The organism is Streptomyces chumphonensis, assembly GCF_014779715.1.
Classification (GTDB): Bacteria; Actinomycetota; Actinomycetes; order Streptomycetales; family Streptomycetaceae; genus Streptomyces; species Streptomyces chumphonensis.
Genome location: NZ_JACXYU010000003.1, coordinates 362,381 through 379,426, shown reverse-complemented (window position 1 = coordinate 379,426; position 17,046 = coordinate 362,381). Strand labels below are relative to the sequence as shown.

Annotated in this window: 14 protein-coding genes; 6 read left to right on the top strand and 8 right to left on the bottom strand. The window is 73.4% G+C overall.

What is annotated here, in order from left to right; all coding sequences use genetic code 11:
• Positions 1 to 125: 125 nt before the first annotated feature.
• On the top strand, positions 126 to 554 hold the full coding sequence (locus IF129_RS09445; protein ID WP_191209064.1) for a helix-turn-helix domain-containing protein: 429 nt from the start codon (positions 126 to 128) through the stop codon (positions 552 to 554).
• A 141-nt stretch (positions 555 to 695) separates the two neighbouring features.
• Here the strand turns inward: IF129_RS09445 and IF129_RS09440 are convergent, their stop codons facing one another.
• Positions 696 to 1,232, bottom strand: a complete 537-nt coding sequence (locus IF129_RS09440; RefSeq protein WP_381480386.1) for a MarR family winged helix-turn-helix transcriptional regulator — start codon at positions 1,230 to 1,232, stop codon at positions 696 to 698.
• An 89-nt stretch (positions 1,233 to 1,321) separates the two neighbouring features.
• Here IF129_RS09440 and IF129_RS09435 point away from each other — a divergent pair, with 89 nt between their 5' ends.
• Positions 1,322 to 3,451, top strand: a complete 2,130-nt coding sequence (locus IF129_RS09435) for an MMPL family transporter (RefSeq protein ID WP_191209063.1) — start codon at positions 1,322 to 1,324, stop codon at positions 3,449 to 3,451.
• A 22-nt stretch (positions 3,452 to 3,473) separates the two neighbouring features.
• On the opposite strand, the gene IF129_RS09430 is transcribed toward IF129_RS09435, so the two are convergent.
• The gene (locus IF129_RS09430; protein WP_191209062.1) at positions 3,474 to 4,145 is read right to left on the bottom strand and encodes a class I SAM-dependent methyltransferase; all 672 of its coding nucleotides are present in this window, start codon (positions 4,143 to 4,145) and stop codon (positions 3,474 to 3,476) included.
• A gap of 262 nt (positions 4,146 to 4,407) precedes the next feature.
• Here IF129_RS09430 and IF129_RS09425 point away from each other — a divergent pair, with 262 nt between their 5' ends.
• Together IF129_RS09425 and IF129_RS09420 are read left to right on the top strand one after the other, a co-directional pair.
• Positions 4,408 to 4,692, top strand: a complete 285-nt coding sequence (locus IF129_RS09425; protein ID WP_191209061.1) for a DUF1540 domain-containing protein — start codon at positions 4,408 to 4,410, stop codon at positions 4,690 to 4,692.
• Positions 4,693 to 5,077: 385 nt separating this feature from the next.
• Positions 5,078 to 7,186 carry a PP2C family protein-serine/threonine phosphatase gene (locus tag IF129_RS09420; protein ID WP_318153642.1) on the top strand — a complete coding sequence of 703 codons (2,109 nt, stop codon included), beginning with the start codon at positions 5,078 to 5,080 and terminating at the stop codon, positions 7,184 to 7,186.
• Between the two features lie 49 nt (positions 7,187 to 7,235).
• On the opposite strand, the gene IF129_RS09415 is transcribed toward IF129_RS09420, so the two are convergent.
• From IF129_RS09415 to IF129_RS09395, 5 genes are all read right to left on the bottom strand, one after another.
• A complete protein-coding gene (locus IF129_RS09415) occupies positions 7,236 to 8,879 on the bottom strand; it encodes an acyl-CoA dehydrogenase family protein (RefSeq protein ID WP_191209060.1) in 1,644 nt (547 codons plus the stop codon).
• Positions 8,863 to 9,474: a TetR/AcrR family transcriptional regulator gene (locus IF129_RS09410; RefSeq protein WP_191209059.1), complete on the bottom strand. Its 612-nt coding sequence runs from the start codon at positions 9,472 to 9,474 to the stop codon at positions 8,863 to 8,865. The genes IF129_RS09415 and IF129_RS09410 overlap by 17 nt, the downstream gene beginning before the upstream one ends.
• A gap of 58 nt (positions 9,475 to 9,532) precedes the next feature.
• A complete protein-coding gene (locus IF129_RS09405; protein WP_191209058.1) occupies positions 9,533 to 10,444 on the bottom strand; it encodes a carbohydrate ABC transporter permease in 912 nt (303 codons plus the stop codon).
• Positions 10,441 to 11,388: a carbohydrate ABC transporter permease gene (locus IF129_RS09400; protein ID WP_191209057.1), complete on the bottom strand. Its 948-nt coding sequence runs from the start codon at positions 11,386 to 11,388 to the stop codon at positions 10,441 to 10,443. The genes IF129_RS09405 and IF129_RS09400 overlap by 4 nt, the downstream gene beginning before the upstream one ends.
• A gap of 149 nt (positions 11,389 to 11,537) precedes the next feature.
• A complete protein-coding gene (locus IF129_RS09395; protein ID WP_191209056.1) occupies positions 11,538 to 12,800 on the bottom strand; it encodes an extracellular solute-binding protein in 1,263 nt (420 codons plus the stop codon).
• Between the two features lie 403 nt (positions 12,801 to 13,203).
• Here IF129_RS09395 and IF129_RS09390 point away from each other — a divergent pair, with 403 nt between their 5' ends.
• Positions 13,204 to 14,007 (top strand): DeoR/GlpR family DNA-binding transcription regulator, encoded by an 804-nt coding sequence (locus IF129_RS09390; RefSeq protein ID WP_191209055.1) that lies wholly within the window; start codon positions 13,204 to 13,206, stop codon positions 14,005 to 14,007.
• Between the two features lie 47 nt (positions 14,008 to 14,054).
• Here the strand turns inward: IF129_RS09390 and IF129_RS09385 are convergent, their stop codons facing one another.
• Positions 14,055 to 15,491: a Gfo/Idh/MocA family protein gene (locus IF129_RS09385; RefSeq protein ID WP_191209054.1), complete on the bottom strand. Its 1,437-nt coding sequence runs from the start codon at positions 15,489 to 15,491 to the stop codon at positions 14,055 to 14,057.
• Positions 15,492 to 15,762: 271 nt separating this feature from the next.
• Between IF129_RS09385 and IF129_RS09380 the strand changes: the two genes are divergently transcribed.
• On the top strand, positions 15,763 to 16,971 hold the full coding sequence (locus IF129_RS09380; protein WP_191209159.1) for an FUSC family protein: 1,209 nt from the start codon (positions 15,763 to 15,765) through the stop codon (positions 16,969 to 16,971).
• Positions 16,972 to 17,046: the final 75 nt, after the last annotated feature.

Here is a 17,046-nt window from a genome sequence, read left to right as displayed (position 1 = left end):
CGGTCCGCCGGGAGCCGCCCGCGTCCCGTCCGGGCGCGCCGGGGCGCGTCGCCTACCATGAATGCGGGCGCGGCACCGGCCGGTTGACGCGTGCCGGGCGGGGACGCGACGAGGGAGGGCGGGCGGTGACACAGCCGGAGTCCGGAGCTTCGAGCCTGGCCGGGAAGATCGACGCGCTCTTCCGGGTCGTCCGCCGGCCCAACCGCGAGCAGTACAGCCACGAGGAGGTCGCGCGGGCCTGCCGGGAGGCCACCGGGGAGAGCTTCTCTGCCACCTACCTGTGGCAGCTGCGGACCGGGCGACGCGACAACCCGACGAAGCGGCACCTGGAGGCGCTGGCCCAGTTCTTCCAGGTGCCGGTCTCCTACTTCTTCGACGACGCGCAGGGCGCCGAGATCGCCCAGGAGCTGGAGCTCCTCGGCGCGCTGCGTGACGCCGGGGTGCGCAGCGTGGCACTGCGCGCGGTGGACCTCTCCCCGGAGGGCGTGGACACCATCAGCGACATGATCGACGTGATCGCCCGCCGCGAACGGGGCTCGGGCGCACCGCGCTGACCCCACCGGGCAGCCCGCGAACGGGCCCGCGCGCCGACGCCTGCGACGTCCCGCCGGCTCCGTGACCGGCGGGCGCCCGCACGCCCCGCCGCCGACCGCTCGCGCCGGGCGGCGGGGTGCGCGACCACGCGCGGGCGCGGGTCAGGTGCCGGAGGGGGGCGGGGGGTCGGTGCCGGGCCGGGCCTCGGCGTCGAGTTCCGCGTCCAGCGCGGTGAGGAAGCGCAGGACGACCTCGATCTCCTCGGCGGTGAAGCGGCGGCGGACGGCGTCGGTGCGCCGGGCCAGCGGGCGGAACGCCTCCCGGGCGACGGTACGGCCGGCCGGGGCGTAGTGCAGGTGCACGACCCGTCCGTCGGCGGTGTCGCGGGTGCGGGTGATGTGGCCGCCGCGTTCGAGGCGGTCCAGGCAGGCGGTGACGGCGCCGGAGGTGAGGTTCAGGTGGGCGCGGAGGCGGCCCGGCGTCATCGGGCCGCCGTGCCCGTCCCCGTCCAGGATCGCGATGAGGGCCAGCAGGTCGGTGTGGTGCAGGCCGTGGCTCCGGGCGAAGTCCTGTCCGGTGCGCGTGACGCTGGCGGTGATGCCCCGCAGCCGGACGGCCAGGGCGAGCAGGTCGGGTCCGGGTCGGTCGGGTCCGGGTGTCGGTGCCCCGGCGGGGGGCCGCTCGTCGGGTGTGCTCACACCCCCACCCTAAGAGTCTCTTGATGATTGAGATATCTTGGTCGCTGTCCGAGGCGGCGTGTGCCGCGTACCCGACCGAAAGGTGTGCCATGCGACTCACGTCGCGCGCGCCGCGCTGGCTGCTGCCCGTCGCCTTGCTGCTCGTCTGGCTCGTCGTCGGAGGGGTCGCGGGGCCCTACGCGGGGAAGCTGGGCGAGGTCGCCACCAACGACCAGACGGCGTTCCTGCCCCAGGGCGCCGAGTCCACCCGCGTCCTGGAGGCCCAGGAGGGCTTCCGCCAGGACGACACCGTCCCGGCGATCGTGATCTGGACGACGGACGGTGAGGCCGTCTCCTCCGCACAGCGCGAGCAGGTCGAGGCCGCGTCGAGCAGGCTGGCCGGGACGGAGGGCGTCACCGGCCGCCCCTCCCCCGTGCTGCCGTCGCGGGACGGCGAGGCGCTGCAGACCGTCGTGCAACTGAGCGGTGATCTGGGCGAGGAGACGGGTACGGCCGTCGACGCGCTGCGGGAGGCCGCCGGGGGCGTCTCCGGGACGACCGTCCACGTGGCCGGTCCGGCGGCCACGCAGGCCGACCTCGGAGAGGCGTTCGCCGGGATCGACGAGCTCCTGCTGTTCGTCGCCCTCGGCGTGGTGCTGCTGATCCTGCTGCTGGTCTACCGCAGCGTGCTGCTGCCGCTCGTCGTCATGGCGGGGGCCGTCATGGCGCTGTCGGTGGCCAGCGCCGTGGTGTACCAGCTCGCGGAGCGGGACGTCGTGCGGGTGGACGGCCAGGTGCAGGGCATCCTGTCCATCCTCGTCATCGGAGCGGCGACGGACTACGCCCTGCTGCTGTCGGCCCGCTTCCGGGAGGAGCTCGCCGGCGGGCACGACCGGCCGGCGGCGATGACGGCGGCCGTGCGGCGTTCGTCCGGAGCCGTCGTGGCCAGCGCCGCGACCGTCGCGCTCGGCCTGCTCGCCCTGCTGCTCAGCGACCTCACCAACAACCGCGCGCTGGGCCCGGTGGGCGCGATCGGCATCGCCTGCGCCGTGCTCACCACCCTCACCTTCCTGCCCGCGGCCCTGGCGCTGCTGGGACGCGCGGCCTACTGGCCGGCGCGTCCCAAGCAGGCCGGCACGGGTCGGCAGGGCGTCTGGGAGCGGGTCGCCTCCCTGGTCGACCGCCGGCCGCGCCGCGTGGTGGCGGCGACCCTGGTGGCGCTGTGCGCCGCCGCCGCGTTCTCCGGGACGCTGCGCACCGACGGCGCGCCGCTGAGCGAGACGTTCGTGGGGGACGCCCCGTCGGTGGAGGCCCAGGAGCAGCTCAGCGAGCACTACCCCGGTGGCTCCGGCAACCCGGCGGTGATCATCGCCGACGCCGACGCCGCCGAACAGGTGACCGAGGCGGCCCGGGAGACCGAGGGCGTCGCCGAGGCCGGCCTGCTCACCGAGGGGCCGCGCCCGGGCGCCGGTGCCCCCCTGGTCGTCGACGGCCGGGTCCTGGTCAACGCCACCCTGGAGGCGCCCAGCGACAGCGACGCGGCGCAGCGGACGGTGCAGCGGCTGCGGGAGGCCGTCGACGTCGCGGGACCGGACGCCCTGGTCGGCGGGTACACCGCGCAGACCTACGACACCCGCACCACGGCCGAACGGGACCGTGAGGTGATCACCCCGGTGGTACTGGTGATCATCCTGCTCATCCTGACCGTCCTGCTGCGGTCGCTGTTGATGCCCGTGCTCCTGGTGGCCACCGTGGCGCTGAACTTCTTCGCCACCCTCGGCGTCTCGGCGCTCGTCTTCGAGCACCTGCTCGGGTTCACGAGCACCGACCCGTCGGTGCCGCTGTACGGCTTCGTGTTCCTCGTGGCCCTGGGCGTCGACTACAACATCTTCCTGATGACCCGCGTGCGGGAGGAGACGCTCAGGTCCGACACCCGCACGGGCGTGCTCACCGGGCTCACGGCCACCGGCGGCGTCATCACCTCCGCCGGTGTCGTGCTCGCGGCCACGTTCGCCGCGCTCGCGGTCATCCCGCTCTCCTTCCTGGTCCAGATCGCCTTCATCGTCGCCTTCGGCGTCCTGCTGGACACCCTCGTCGTCCGCTCCCTGCTCGTCCCCGCCCTCGTGCGGTGGATCGGACCGGCGGTGTGGTGGCCCAGCCGCCTGCGTACCGACGGTCCGGCGCGCGCACCGGGCGGGTCGGCCGCGAGGACACCGTCGGAGGTGCCGGACGGCGGCTGAGGTCACCCGCGGGGGGACGGCGTCAGGCGGTCCTGGTGAACCGCCAGACGTTGTCCCCCCGCGTTCCCGGTACCCCGTCCGGCGAGGGGTGGTCACGCTTGACCTCTTCGAGCGTCTCCACCCGCCACGTGGCGGGAAGCGCCAGCTCCCCCAGGACGTCCTGGAGGCTCGGGAAGTCGGCCGCGAACGGGTGGTCGTGCTCGCTCTGCCAGGAGGGCCAACTGGCGTGCATGGCCACGAGCAGCGTCCCGCCGGGCGCGACGACGGAGGCCGCCCAGCGCAGGACGCGTTCGCGGTCCAGCTCGACCGGCGACTGGAGGAACTGGGCGCTGACGAGGTCCCAGCTCCCCTCGGGGAACGTCCGCCCCAGTTCGTGCCGCTCCCAGGTGACGCTCTCGCCCACGCCCTCGGCCTCGGCGTGGGCCGCCGCGCGGTCCAGGGCGGTCGTCGAGATGTCCACCCCCGTGACCCGCCAGCCGTGCGCGGCCAGCCAGACGGCGTCGGCGCCCTCCCCGCACCCGAGGTCCAGAGCGCGGCCCGGCTCCAGGCCGGCCACCTCGCGGACGAGCAGGGGGTTCGGGTTGCCGCTCCACACGCGGTCGCTGTCGCGGTAGCGCTCCTCCCAGAACGCGCGGGCGTCCTCGGGCGTACCCGGTGCGGCGGAGTCGGCGGACGTGGTCGGTTCTGCGGACATCGGCACTCCTCGGCGAGGTCTCGGTGGTCTCGCACGCCAGGTTCACGCGGGGCCGCGCGGCGGTCAAAAGAGCTTGCCGGAACCGCAAAACACCGCAGCACGGTGGACGCACTCCTCCACCTGGCGTAGCACCGGCGGTGTGCGCGGGCGGCCGGACGGCGCGGGTGGGACGGTCGTGGGACGACCGCACCGGCGCGGCGGGGCTGCGGCCGCGTGGACGCCCTCGCCGACCCGTTCGCCGAGAACTTTCGAGGAGTGCTTCATGGAGATGCCCGTCGTGCGGGAATGCACGGTCGAGGAGTGCGTCTACAACCGTGACCAGGCCTGCCACGCACAGGCCATCACGGTGGGCGACATGCGCCACCCCCACTGCGACACCTACCTCAACGCACCGGCGAAGGGCGGCGACCCCAACTCCACGGGCCGCGTCGGCGCGTGCAAGGTGGCCAACTGCCGGCACAACGAGCAGTTCGAGTGCCGCGCCCCGGGCATCACCGTGGGGCACGTCGAGTCCGCCGTGGACTGCATGACGTACGCGCCGGCCTGAGCCGGGGCCGCGCGACCGCCGCGTGGCACCGCCCGGACCACCACGAGCCCTGCCGGGTGAACCCGGCAGGGCTCGTCGGCCGCTGCGGCGGGACCGCCGAGGACCGCCTCGGCGCCGGTGGCCCCCGCGCGCGACCGTGCGCCGGTCACCCCGGGCGGCCGGGCGGGCACGCGACGAAACCTCGGCGCGGACCGGGAGTCCGGTGGCGCGCCACGGTCGGCCCGCGAAGCGTATGGTCCTGGTATGGGCGACAGGTACGGCGCCGGGTGCCGCGCCGCACGGCCACACGGGACCGCGAGGCGGCGGGCCCGAGCCGTCGTGACGGGCCGCGGCGAGGAGCCGGCCCGCAGTGGGACGCCCTCCGTGGGTCGGCCGGGGGGCCACGGTGCCCGGCCGTGATGAGGGGCTGAGCGGGCCCGGGCTCCTGGGCGACGCGCTGGCCGACACCGTGCGGCGTACCGGGGCCTCCTCCGGCGCCCTCTACCTTCTGGACGACGCCACCCGGACGCTGTGCCTGGCCGTGATATGCGGGATCCCCGAGGACGTGACCTCGCCGTGGCGGCGCATCCCCCTGGCCGCCCCCGCACCGGTGACCGACGCCGTCCGCGACGGGCGTCTGGTGTGGATGGGCTCCCAGGACGCGATGGCCCGCGCCTACCCGCGCGCGGCGGCGACCCTGCCGTACCGCCTGACGCTGGCCGCCGCCCCGCTGACCGGCCGGTCCCGCCGCTGGGGCGCGCTGCTCCTGCTGTGGCCGGCCTCCCACCCGGACACCGCGAGCGACCGGGAGCGCGCCAACATCACCTCGGCGGCCCGGCGCATCACCCGCGCGCTGGAGGAGGCCCCCCAGCCGCCGCTCGTTCCCGAGCACCCCTTCCACATCCCGGTCACCGGTTCCCGCCCACGTCGCGAGCGACCCAACCAGGCCGCTGCCGACTACGCCGAGCGGCTGCCGGAGGGCGCCGTGGCCCTCGACCTCGAAGGGCGGATCACGTTCCTCTCCACCACGGCCGCCGAGCTGCTCGGCCTCGACGCCGGCCAGCTGCTCGGCACCCGGCCCTGGCAGTCGCTGCCCTGGCTGGAGGATCCGGTCATCGAAGACCACTACCGCAGCTCCGTCGTCAGCCGCGAGCCCGTGGCCTTCAGCGCGCTGCGCCCCCCGGACCGCCCGCTGCGCTTCCAGCTCTTCCCCGACGTCAGCGGCATCAGCGTGCGCATCACCCCCGAGACGGGCCCCGGCCGCCCCGGCGACGACCCGCCCGCCGCGGCGGCCGGCCGTACCGCGCAGGCGGGACGGCTCTACCAACTGGTGCACCTGGCGGCGGGGCTGACCGAGACCGTCGCCGTGCGCGACGTGGTCGAACTCCTCGCCGACCAGGTGCTGCCCGCCTTCGGGGCCGACGGCCTGGTGCTGTCCACGGCCGACGCGGGCCGACTGCGGATCACCGGTCACCACGGCTACCCGCAGGAGATCGTCGACCGCCTCGACGGCCTGGCCCTGGACACCGCCCTCACCCCGGCGGGGCAGGTCCTGGCCACGGGCGCGCCGCTCTTCTTCGCCGACCGCGCCGAGATGGCCCGCGGCTACCCGAAGGCCCCGAAGATCAGCGACAAGGCCGCCTGGGCCTTCCTGCCGCTGGTCGTCTCGGGACGCCCGGTGGGCTGCTGCGTCCTGTCCTACGCCCGTCCGCACGTCTTCGCCGCCGACGAACGCGCCGTCCTCACCTCACTGGCCGGGCTCGTCGCCCAGGCGCTGGACCGGGCCCGTCTCTACGACGCCGCGCACGACCTCGCCCACGGCCTCCAGCAGGCCCTGCTCCCCCGGAGCCTGCCGAGGCTGCCCGGGCTGGAGATCGCCGCACGCTACCTGCCGGCCAGTCACGGCATGGACATCGGCGGCGACTTCTACGACATCATCCGTCTCGACGCCACCACCGCCGCCGCCGTCATCGGCGACGTGCAGGGGCACCACGTCGCGGCCGCCGCCCTGATGGGCCAGGTGCGCACCGCCATCCACGCCACCGCCGGGGCGCCGCCCGCCCAGGTGCTCCACCGAACGAACCGGGTGCTCGCCGACCTGGAGAGCGATCTGCTGGTCTCGTGCCTGTACGCGCACCTCGACCTGAGCCGCCACCAGGTCACCATCGCCAGTGCGGGCCACCCGCCGCCGCTCCTGCACCACCCGGGGTGTGCGGCCGAGGTCGTCTCGCTCGACCCCGCCCCGCTGCTCGGCATCGACCTGGGCAGTCCCTACCCCGTCACCCGGCTGACGCTGGAACCGGGCAGCACCCTGGCCCTCTACACCGACGGGCTCGTCGAGGCGCCCGGAACGGACATCGACCGCACCACGGCCGACCTCGTGCGGCACCTGGCCGCCCACGGTGGCGAGGGCCTCGACCTCCTCGTCGACGGGCTGATCCGTCGGGTGTGGCCCACCGGCCGGTACACCGACGACATCGCCATGCTGCTGCTGAGGACCGACGCCGCCGCCTGACGGCCGCCGCGCCAAACGACGGAGGCGCTGTGCCTCGTCCGGGCCTCACTCAGCGGATGGTGGGGGCGTGCGGCCGGGCCCGGTCGAGGACGGCGGCGACGTCCACGCCGGTGGGCAGGGTGCCGAAGGCGACGCCCCAGTCGGCCCCCAGCCGGGAGGCGCAGAAGGCGTCGGCGACGGCCGGGTCCCCGTGGCGCTGGAGGAGCGAACCCTGCAGGACGAGCGCCATCGTCTCGACCGTGCGCCGGGCCCGGTAGGAGGCGTCCTCGGGACGGGCGAGGTCCTTGCGCAGCCGGGCGACGGCCGCGTCCAGGTGGCGGTCGGCTCCGGCCGCGAGGTCGACCTCGGCGACGTACGCCTCCACGGTCTCGGGCTGGCGGGTCATCGCGCGCAGGGCGTCGAGCGCCGCGACGTTGCCGGAACCCTCCCAGATGCCCGCCAGGGGCGCCTCGCGGTAGAGGCGGGGCATCCCGGAGTCCTCGACGTAGCCGTTGCCGCCCAGGCACTCCAGCGCTTCGGCGGCGTGGGCGGCGGCCCGCTTGCACACCCAGTACTTGCTGACGGCCAGAGCGATCCGGCGGAACGGCTCCTCGGAGGGGTCGCCGCAGGCCGCCCGGTCCACGGCACCGGCCAGCCGCATCGCCACGACCGTCGCCGCCTCCGACTCCACGGCGAGGTCGGCCAGCACGTTGCGCATGAGCGGCTGGTCGAGGAGCCGGTCGCCGAACGCCCTGCGGTGCGTGGCGTGGTGGACGGCCTCCACCACGCCGCGCCGCATGCCGGAGGCGGAGGCGAGGGTGCAGTCCAGCCGCGTCATGTTGACCATCCGGATGATGGTCGCGACCCCGCGCCCCTCCTCCCCGACCAGTTGGCCGAGAGCGCCCTCGTACTCGATCTCGGAGGAGGCGTTGGAGCGGTTGCCGAGCTTGTTCTTGAGCCGCTGCAGCCGCAGCGCGTTGCGTTCGCCGTCCGGCAGGACGCGCGGCACGAGGAAGCAGGAGAGCCCGCCGGGCGCCTGCGCGAGGGTGAGGAAGACGTCCGACATCGGGGCGGAGGTGAACCACTTGTGCCCCGTCAGGGCGTACCAGCCCTCCCCGGCGGGCTCGGCGCGGGTGGTGTTGGCGCGCACGTCCGAGCCGCCCTGCTTCTCGGTCATGGACATCCCCGCGATGAGCCCGCTCTTGGCGGTCGGAACGCGCAGCCCGAAGTCGTACACGGAGGACGTCAGCAGGGGCTCGTAGACCGCGGCCAGCTCCGGTTGCGCGCGGAGGGCGGGCACGGCGGCGTAGGTCATGGAGATCGGGCACAGGTGGCCCGGGTCGGTCTGGCCCCAGACGACCATCTTGGCGGCGCGGGCGACGTGTGCGCCGGGACGCTCCTGCCGCCAGGGTGCGGCGTGCACGCCGTGGGCGGTGGCGACCGTCATCAGGTCGTGCCAGTGCGGGTGGTACTCCACTTCGTCCACGCGGTGGCCGTAGCGGTCGTGGGTGTGCAGGACGGGCGGGTGCTCCTCCACGAGCCGGGCCCGGTCCTGGGTGGCGCGTTCCCCGGCCAGGGTGCCGAGCTCGTGCAGTTCCTCCTCGGCCCAGCCGGCGCCTTCGCGGTGCAGCGCCGCCAGCAGCGCGGGGTCCGCGGCGACATCGTGGCCGGTGAGGGGCGGGACCTGGTTGACGACGTCATGGGTGGCCGGCATCGGGGACTCCCAGGGCTCGGGTGACGAACGCGGTCAGTGCGGACAGGGTGGCGGGGCCGGCGTCCTCCCCGCAGAGCGGCCCGACGAGGGCCTCCGCACCGGCGCCGACGAGTGCGGAGGCGGTCAGCCGGGCGTCCTGCGGGGGCAGCACGCCAAGACGTACGCCGACGGCGATCCGCTCGGCGAACACGTCGCGGAACGCGGTGCGGAACAGGAGCCGCTCCCGGTCGACGGCGGGGTCCACCGGCTCGGCGAGGAGGGCGTAGGCCAGCCGCGGGGCCCTCAGGGCGCGGGAGGCGAAGGTCTCCACGACGGCCACCACGGCGGCGACGGGGTCGGGGTGCGCGGCGGCGGCCTCCGTGACCGCCGCGACCTCCCGCCGCACGACGGTGCGGAAGAGTTCGGCGGCGAGGTCGGCCTTGGAGGGGAAGTGCCGGTACACGGTGCCGGTGGCGACGCCGGCGCGGGCTGCGACGGCGGACATCGAGCAGCCGCCGTACCCCTGCTCACGCAGGAGTCCGACGGCCGCTGCGAGGACGTCGGCCCGCTGGGCGTCCAGGCGGGCCTGGACGGCGGGCGTACGGCGGTACGGCACGTCAAGAAGTGAAGCAGCGGTTCACTTCTTCGACAAGAGCCCGTGGGCACCGGCCCGGCTACTTGACCGATCCGGCCGTCAGACCCGACACCACGTGCCGTTCGATGAGGGCGAAGAGGACCACCACGGGCACGATGGCGACGACCGACGCGGCGAACAGGTAGTTCCACTGCACCGAGTAGTTGCCGATGAAGCCGTTGATCCCGACCGTCAGCGGCTGGCTCTCCGGGGTGGTCGCGAGGGTCAGGCCCATGACGAACTCGTTCCAGGCCGTGATGAAGGTGAAGATCAGGGCCGTGACCACACCGGGCACGGCCAGCGGCAGCGTGACGCGGACCAGGGCGCCGAAACGGCCCGTCCCGTCGATCATCGCGGCCTCCTCCAGCTGGACGGGGATCGAGCCGATGTAGGCGGTCAGGATCCACACCGCGAAGGCGAGGTTGAACGCCGCGTTGCACAGGATCAGCGTCCACACCGAGTTGAGCATGTCCAGCTGGTGGAACTGCCGGTAGAGGCCGACGAGCAGGGAGGTGGGCTGGAACATCTGCGTGACCAGCACCAGCAGGAGGAACGCCTTGCGACCGCGGAAGCGGGTGCGTGCCGTGTAGTAGGCGGCGGGCAGGGCGACCAGCAGGACGAGCAGGGTCGAACCGCCGGCGACGAGCAGGCTGACCTTCAGGTTCTGCCCCAGCTCCGACTCCCGCCAGACGTCGACGAAGTTGGACCAGGCGAGCTCGCCCGGGAGGTAGGTCGCGTCGCGCAGCTCGTCGGCGGGGCGCAGGGCCGTGATGACCATCTCCGCGTACGGGAGGAGGAACACCACCGCGAGCGACCAGGCCACCGCGGCGATGAGCAGGGTGCGCGGGGAGAACCGGCGGGGACGGCGGGGCGGCGCGGCCGGGACGGCGGGCTCGGTCGCGCCGCGGGTGCGGCCCGCACCGGGCGGAGCGGTGGTCGTGCGGGGGCTCATCGCGCCTCCTCCTTGCTGTCCGCGTTCCAGCGGCTGACCTTGAGGAACGCCACGACCATGAGCACCACGAGCGCGAAGTTCACCACCGACATGGCCGCCGAGAGGCCGATGTCGGAACTCTTGAGCTGGTACATGAACACGGTGCTGGTGGCGGTGTCGCTGGCCGGCCCGCCCCGCGTCATGGCCCAGATGATGGGGAACGAGTTGAAGACGTTGATGAGGTTGATCACCACACCGACGAGGAAGGCGGGCCGCAGCAGCGGGAGCGTGACCAGCCGGTAGGTCTGCCAGGTGGACGTGCCGTCGACCCGGGCCGCCTCGTAGACCTCGCCGGGGATCGTCTGGAGCCCGGCGAGCAGGGTGTAGGTGGTGAACGGCAGGGAGACGAACACCGCGACGCACATCATCCAGGGCCAGGCCGTGGCGGGCGAGCCCAGCCAGTCCCGGGGGGCGTCGATGAGGCCGAGGTCCGTCATGAGGGTGTTGAGTACGCCCGCCGTGCGGTCGAGCATCCAGGAGAAGCCGATGGCCGTCATCAGCACGGACGCCGCCCACGGGGCGATGAGCGCCCAGCGGGTGAGGCGGCGTCCGGGGAAGCGCTGGTTGAACAGCTGGGCCAGGGCCAGGGAGAGGGCCATGGTGACGCCGACGACGGCGACGGTCCACACGACGGTCGCCGTCAGCACGCCGGCGAGGTCGGGTTCGTCGAAGAGCCGGCGGTACTGCTCCAGTCCGGCCGAGCCGCGGACGAAGCCGCTGATGCTGATGTTCAGGAAGGAGGTGCGGACCATCTCGTAGACGGGCCAGAGCACGACGAGCACGATGAGGGCGACGGCCGGGCCGATCCAGGGCAGGGGGCCGAGCCGAGCCGCGATGCCCGACGGGCGGCGCGGGGCGGCGCTGCGGGCCGCGCGCGGGGGACGCGGGGTGGTGTGGGTGGACACGGGGTGCCTTCCGGGTGCTGGCGGTCCTGGCCGCCGAGGTGAACCGGGTGGGGCCGCGGTGGGCGTGTGGGGCCGGCCGCGCCCCGCCCCGGTGCGCCGCCCCGGACGCCGCTGCGGGACGGGCGTCCGGGTGCGGGCGGGCCGGTGCGTCAGCGCTGGTCGGAGACGATGTCCTCGGCTTTGCGCTGGAGGTCCCCGAGGACCTCGGCGGGGTCGCCGGCGACGGCCGTCCCGCCGCTCTGCTTGATCTCGGCGGAGACCGCGTCCCAGGTGACGTCACCGAGAGGGTAGAAGGAGGCTTCGGGCAGGAGTTCGAAGAAGAGCTCCAGGTCCGGGTGGTCGCCGCCGGTCCGCATCCGCTCCAGGGTGTCGTCCGTGACGGGCATCAGGTTGTACCGCTCCATGAAGGAGAGCGTGTGCTCCTCGGCGTAGGCGAAGTCGAGGAACTCCCTGATCTGCTCCTGGTGACCGTTGTCCTTGAAGGCCATCATCCAGTCCGCGACGCCGAGGGTGGACTCCAGCGCGCCGTCCCGGCCGGGGATGGGGGCGACACCGTAGTCGACACCGCCGTCCTTGGACATCTGGATGAGCGAGGGGTGCCCGTTGAGCATGGCGGCCTTGCCCGCCGCGAAGTCGGCGAACGCCGTCTTGCGTTCCGTGCTCTCGGGGTTCGCGTACGTGAGTCCCGGGTCGACGAGGTTGGTCTTCAGCCACCGGAAGGTCTCGACGTTGGCCTCGCTGTCCAAGGTGTAGGCGCCGTCGGCGTCGGTGTAGCCACCGCCGTTGCCCAGCTCCCAGATCAGGGTCTCCCCCTGGGCCTCCTCCGGGCCGAGCGGCAGCGCGTAGGGCGTGACGCCGGGGACCTCGGACTTGATCCGCTCGGCCGCCTCCCTGACGTCGTCCCAGGTGGCGGGCGGTTCGCTGAGCCCCGCCTCGGAGAAGACCTCCTTGTTGTAGAAGAGCACGCGGGAGGAGGAGACGAAGGGGATGCCGTACTGCACGCCGTCGACCTCACCCGCCCGCGCGAAGCTGTCGACCAGGTTCTCGCGGGTCGTGGGCGAGAGCACGTCCTTCGCCGGGTGGAGCAGGTCGTCGGCGACCTTGTCCGCGAAGCCGCCGGTCTGGAGGAGGTCGGGGACGTTCCCGCTCTGGATCATGGTCTTGACCTGCGAGTCGATGTCGTTCCAGTTGATGACGCGGACGTCGACCCGGATGCCGGGATGGTCGGCCTCGAAGGCCTCGGCGACCTCCTCCCAGTACACCGAGGTGCTGTTGGACGCCTTGTTGCCGTAGTCGGCAGCGACGAGCTTGAGGGTGACGGAGCCGTCGTCCGCACCGCCACCGCCGCACGCCGTGAGGGCGAGGGCGCCGGCCAGGCAGGCCGCCGGGAATCTGAGCGTTCGCTTCTTCACTGCCGATACCGCCTTCGCACTGCGGACCCGCTGCCGCGTCGGGCCCGGTCACCCCGGAGAAGCCTCAGTCGGGGTGGCTGACTGGAAAAGCTACTTCATTGCGTGATGATGCGTGTAACAGTTTCTCCATGAGCAGTTTCACGCATCACGTCTGCTTGGAAGGGAGTATCCACGACCCGGTGGCCGGGGTCCAGGCTCTGTTACGGGTCCGTTGTCGACGCACCCTCAGGGCCGCCCCCCTGTGGCCGGGCGCGGCCGCGTCTGGGCGGAAACTGCTGACGGCGGCCGGATCTGGCATCGTGACGGGCGCGTGATCGCTCGGTGGCCGTGCCGTGCCACCGGCTTCGCGGCGCGGCCACCGGCCGTACGCAGGAATGACACGACGCCAGTGGAGGTCCAACGCATGTCCAAGCATGAGCGGTGGAGCACGTTGCTCGAACTGCTCGCCGCGAAGGGGCGCGTCGAGGTCGAGGAGGCCGCGTCCGCCCTGGAGGTCTCCGCCGCGACCATCCGCCGGGACCTCGACGAGCTGGCGGAACAGCAGATGCTGCAGCGCACCCGAGGAGGCGCCGTCGCACACGGCGTGTCCTACGAGTTGCCGCTGCGGTACAAGTCCTCCCGCCGGGCACCGGAGAAGCAGCGCATCGCCGCGGCCGTGTCGGACCTGATCAGCGAGGGCGAGGTCGTCGGCCTCAACGGGGGCACGACGACCACGGAGGTCGCGCGGACCCTCGGGCTGCGCACCGGAGGCGGTGCCCGCGAAGGGGCGCCCGGGAGCGCCACGGCGCCGCTGCTCACCATCGTGACGAACGCGCTGAACATCGCCGGGGAACTGGCCGTGCGGCCGCAGATAAAGATCGTCACCACCGGGGGCGTGGTCCGGCCGCAGACCTTCGAACTGGTCGGCCCGCTGACCGTGGGCGTCCTGAACGAGGTGGTGCTCGACGCGGTCGTGCTCGGCGTGGACGGCGTGGACCCGGGGCTGGGGATCATGACCCACCAGGAGGAGGAGGCGAGCATCAGCCGGCTGTTCGCGGAGCGCTCCCAGCGCGTCATCGTCGCCGCCGACTCCTCCAAGATGGGCAAGCGCGCCTTCGCCAGGATCTGCGGGCTGGAGCGGATCGACGTGCTGGTGACCGACTCGGCAATCCCCGACCCCGTGGTGGCCGGCCTCACCGAGGCGGGCGTGGAGGTGGTGGCGGTCTGAGCCGCGGCCCGTCCCGGTGCCCGCGGGCGCCGGGACGGGCCGCGCCGTCAGCCGGCCTTCGGCATGGCGGTGGGTCGGGAGTCCAGCCCGGGGCGGTGGTTCACCCAGGCGCCGCGGGTGAAGTCGGGGACGTCCACCGGACGGCCCCCGCGCCGCAGGGACTCGACGCTCAGGGGCACCGGCGCGCACCAGGCGGCCGAGTCGTAGACGTCGATGTCCGGGACGAGCCCGGCGCGCATCTGCTGGACGGTGCGCCACTGGAGGATGTAGTCCATCCCGCCGTGGCCGCCGTTCTCCTCGGCGTCGTCGCCCACCTCCCGCCAGAGCCAGTGGTCGAACTCCTTGCGGTAGCCGTCGAAGTCGCGCCAGGCGTGGCCGCTGTGGTCGGGTTCCAGGTAGACCCGGCCGCCGGTGGCCGAGGTACCGGCGTAGTCCTCGAAGATGCCCCGGCTGCCGGCGATGCTGTTGATGCGGCTGTAGGGGCGCGGGGAGCTGACGTCGTGTTCGGCCCGCACGAGGCGGCCCCGGGCGGTCTCGATCAGGCAGGTGACGCGGTCGCCGTTGACGTAGGTCTCCCGCCACGAGGGGTGTGAGGCCGGCACGAAGCGCTCCCGGTAGTCGGCCAGCCCTCTCGGCTCCGTGGCGGTGGCGGCGAGGCCGACCATGCGGTCGCCACGGTTGACGTCCATGGCGGCGGCGATGGGAGCGAGGCCGTGCATGGGATAGAGGGAGCCGGTGCTGCGGGTGTGCCACTTCCGCCGCCAGGCGTCGGTGTAGTAGGTGTCGGAGAAGAGCAGGGCGCGCAGGTCGTGCAGGTAGCCGCCGTGTCCGTTGGTGATGTCACCGAACAGGCCCTCGTGGGCCATCCTCAGCATCGCCAGCTCGTTGCGGCCGTAGCTGCAGTTCTCGGCCAGGAAGAGGTGCCTGCGGGTTCGTTCGGAGGTGTCGACGAGGTCCCACAGTTCGCGCACCTCGGTGGCCACGGGGAGCTCGACGATCGCGTGGCTGCCCGCCCGCAGTGCGGCCCGGCCCTGCTCGTGGTGGAACTCCCAGGGCGTGGCGATGTAGACGAGGTCGAGTTCCTCGTCGCGCAGCATGCGCGCGTAGGAGTCCTCCGAGCCCCCGTACTCCCGGGGCCGGTCCCGGCCCTCGGCCACGAGCGCGTCGGCGACCCGCGTCGCCCGGTCCGCCCGGACGTCGCAGACGGCGGCCACCGTGCAGCCGGGCACCGCGGCCCAGCCCGGGGCCATGCCGCGGCCCCGGTTCCCGAGCCCGACGATGCCGAGCCGCACGGTGCGGCGCGCCTCGAAGGGCACGTTGATCATCGACTTCTGGCCGGGCCCGCGGCGGGGCGCGGACGGGGCGAGCGGGGTGGCCGGGTGCGGGGACGCGGCATCGGCCGCGCCGGCACCGGCCGCGAGCGCCCCCGTGGCGAGGGCACCTCCCAGCACCAGACGACGCGAGACCTCCGACATTTCAGGCATGAAGCGGCGCTCCTCGGAACTGGGGAGTCATCACTGGCGGAACGACTGTGGCCGCACTGACACTTGCATGTCAACAGTTGAGTGTTTCTCGCCTTGTTCACGCATGATCAAGCACTCCACGTGACGTATCCCGACCAGGGCCCGTCCACGGCCCGGGAACGCATCGCCCCGATGGCGGGACGGTTCATACGGGTGCTGGTCGGCGGGGGCGGGTCTGGCGCGCCGAGGAGCGGGAAGAGGCTCCTACGTGTCCTACGTCGTCCCCGAACCCATGATCAAACTGGCCCAGCGCCGCAACGAGCCGGTGGTCGTGCAGACCGTGCGCTCCGCCACGGCCGCCACACTGGCCTACATCGCGGCGCTGTGGCTGCTCGGCTCCCGACCGCCGCCCCTGCTGGCGCCCCTGACGGCGCTGCTGGTCGTTCAGGTCACCCTCTACGCGACCCTGACCAGCGGCATCCGCCGGGTCAACGCCGTGGTGGCGGGGGTGCTGATCGCCGTCGGCTTCAGCTCGCTCGTGGGGCTGACCTGGTGGAGCCTGGGGCTGCTGATCATCTCCGCGCTGGTGCTGGGGCACGTGGTGCGGGCGGGCGAGTTCGTCCCCGAGGTGGCGATCTCCGCCATGCTCGTCCTCGGGGTGTCGCACGCGACGGACCTGGCGCTGAGCCGGGTCCTGGAGACGCTGATCGGCGCCGTGGTCGGGCTGCTCTTCAACATGGTGTTCCTGCCGCCCGTGTGGGTCGAGACGGCGGGCGAGGCCATCGAGGAGCTGGCCGGGCGGATGCGGGCGCTGCTGGAGGACATCGGCGAGGAGATCGGCGGCCACCAGCCGGTGGAGCGGGCGGCACGAAGGCTGCACGAGGCACGGCGGCTGGACCACGACATCGTCCGGGTGGACGCGTCGCTCGTACGCGCCGAGGAGAGCGTCCGGTTCAATCCGCGGGTCAAGGAGGGGTTGCTGTCCCGGATCGTGCTGCGCACCGGGTTGGACACGCTGGAGATCTGCGCGGTGGTGCTCCGGGTGACGGCGCGTAGCCTCACCGACCTCGCCAAGCAGCGCACCGAGGAGGAGCTCTTCCCACCCGACGTGGCCACGGCCCTCAGAGAACTGTTCATGCACATGGCCGGAGCCGTGGAGAGCTACGCGGTGCTCATCACGACCCAGATCAGCACCAGCGCCGAGGAGGCGGAGGCCTTCCTGGAGACGGAGCTGGCCGCCGCGCGTGCCAGCCGCGAGCACGTCGCGCACCTGCTGCTGGCCACCGTCCGCGAGCACCCCCGGCAGTGGCAGCTGCACGGCGCCCTCCTCGCGGAGATCGACCGGGTCCTGGACGAGTTGGACACGGAGAAGCGGGCCACGCGGCTCGCGGAGGAGCTCGACCGGTACTCCCAGGAGCGGCGGGACCGGTACCCACGGCTCGATCGCTTCGTCCGCGCGGTGCGGCGGCGGACGGCGCGGCTGCGTGCGCGGCGCTCCTGAGACGCGGCACCGCGGCCGCGCGACGCGGGGCCGCCGGCGCAGGAGGAGCCCGACGTCGAGCCGCACGGCACGCGC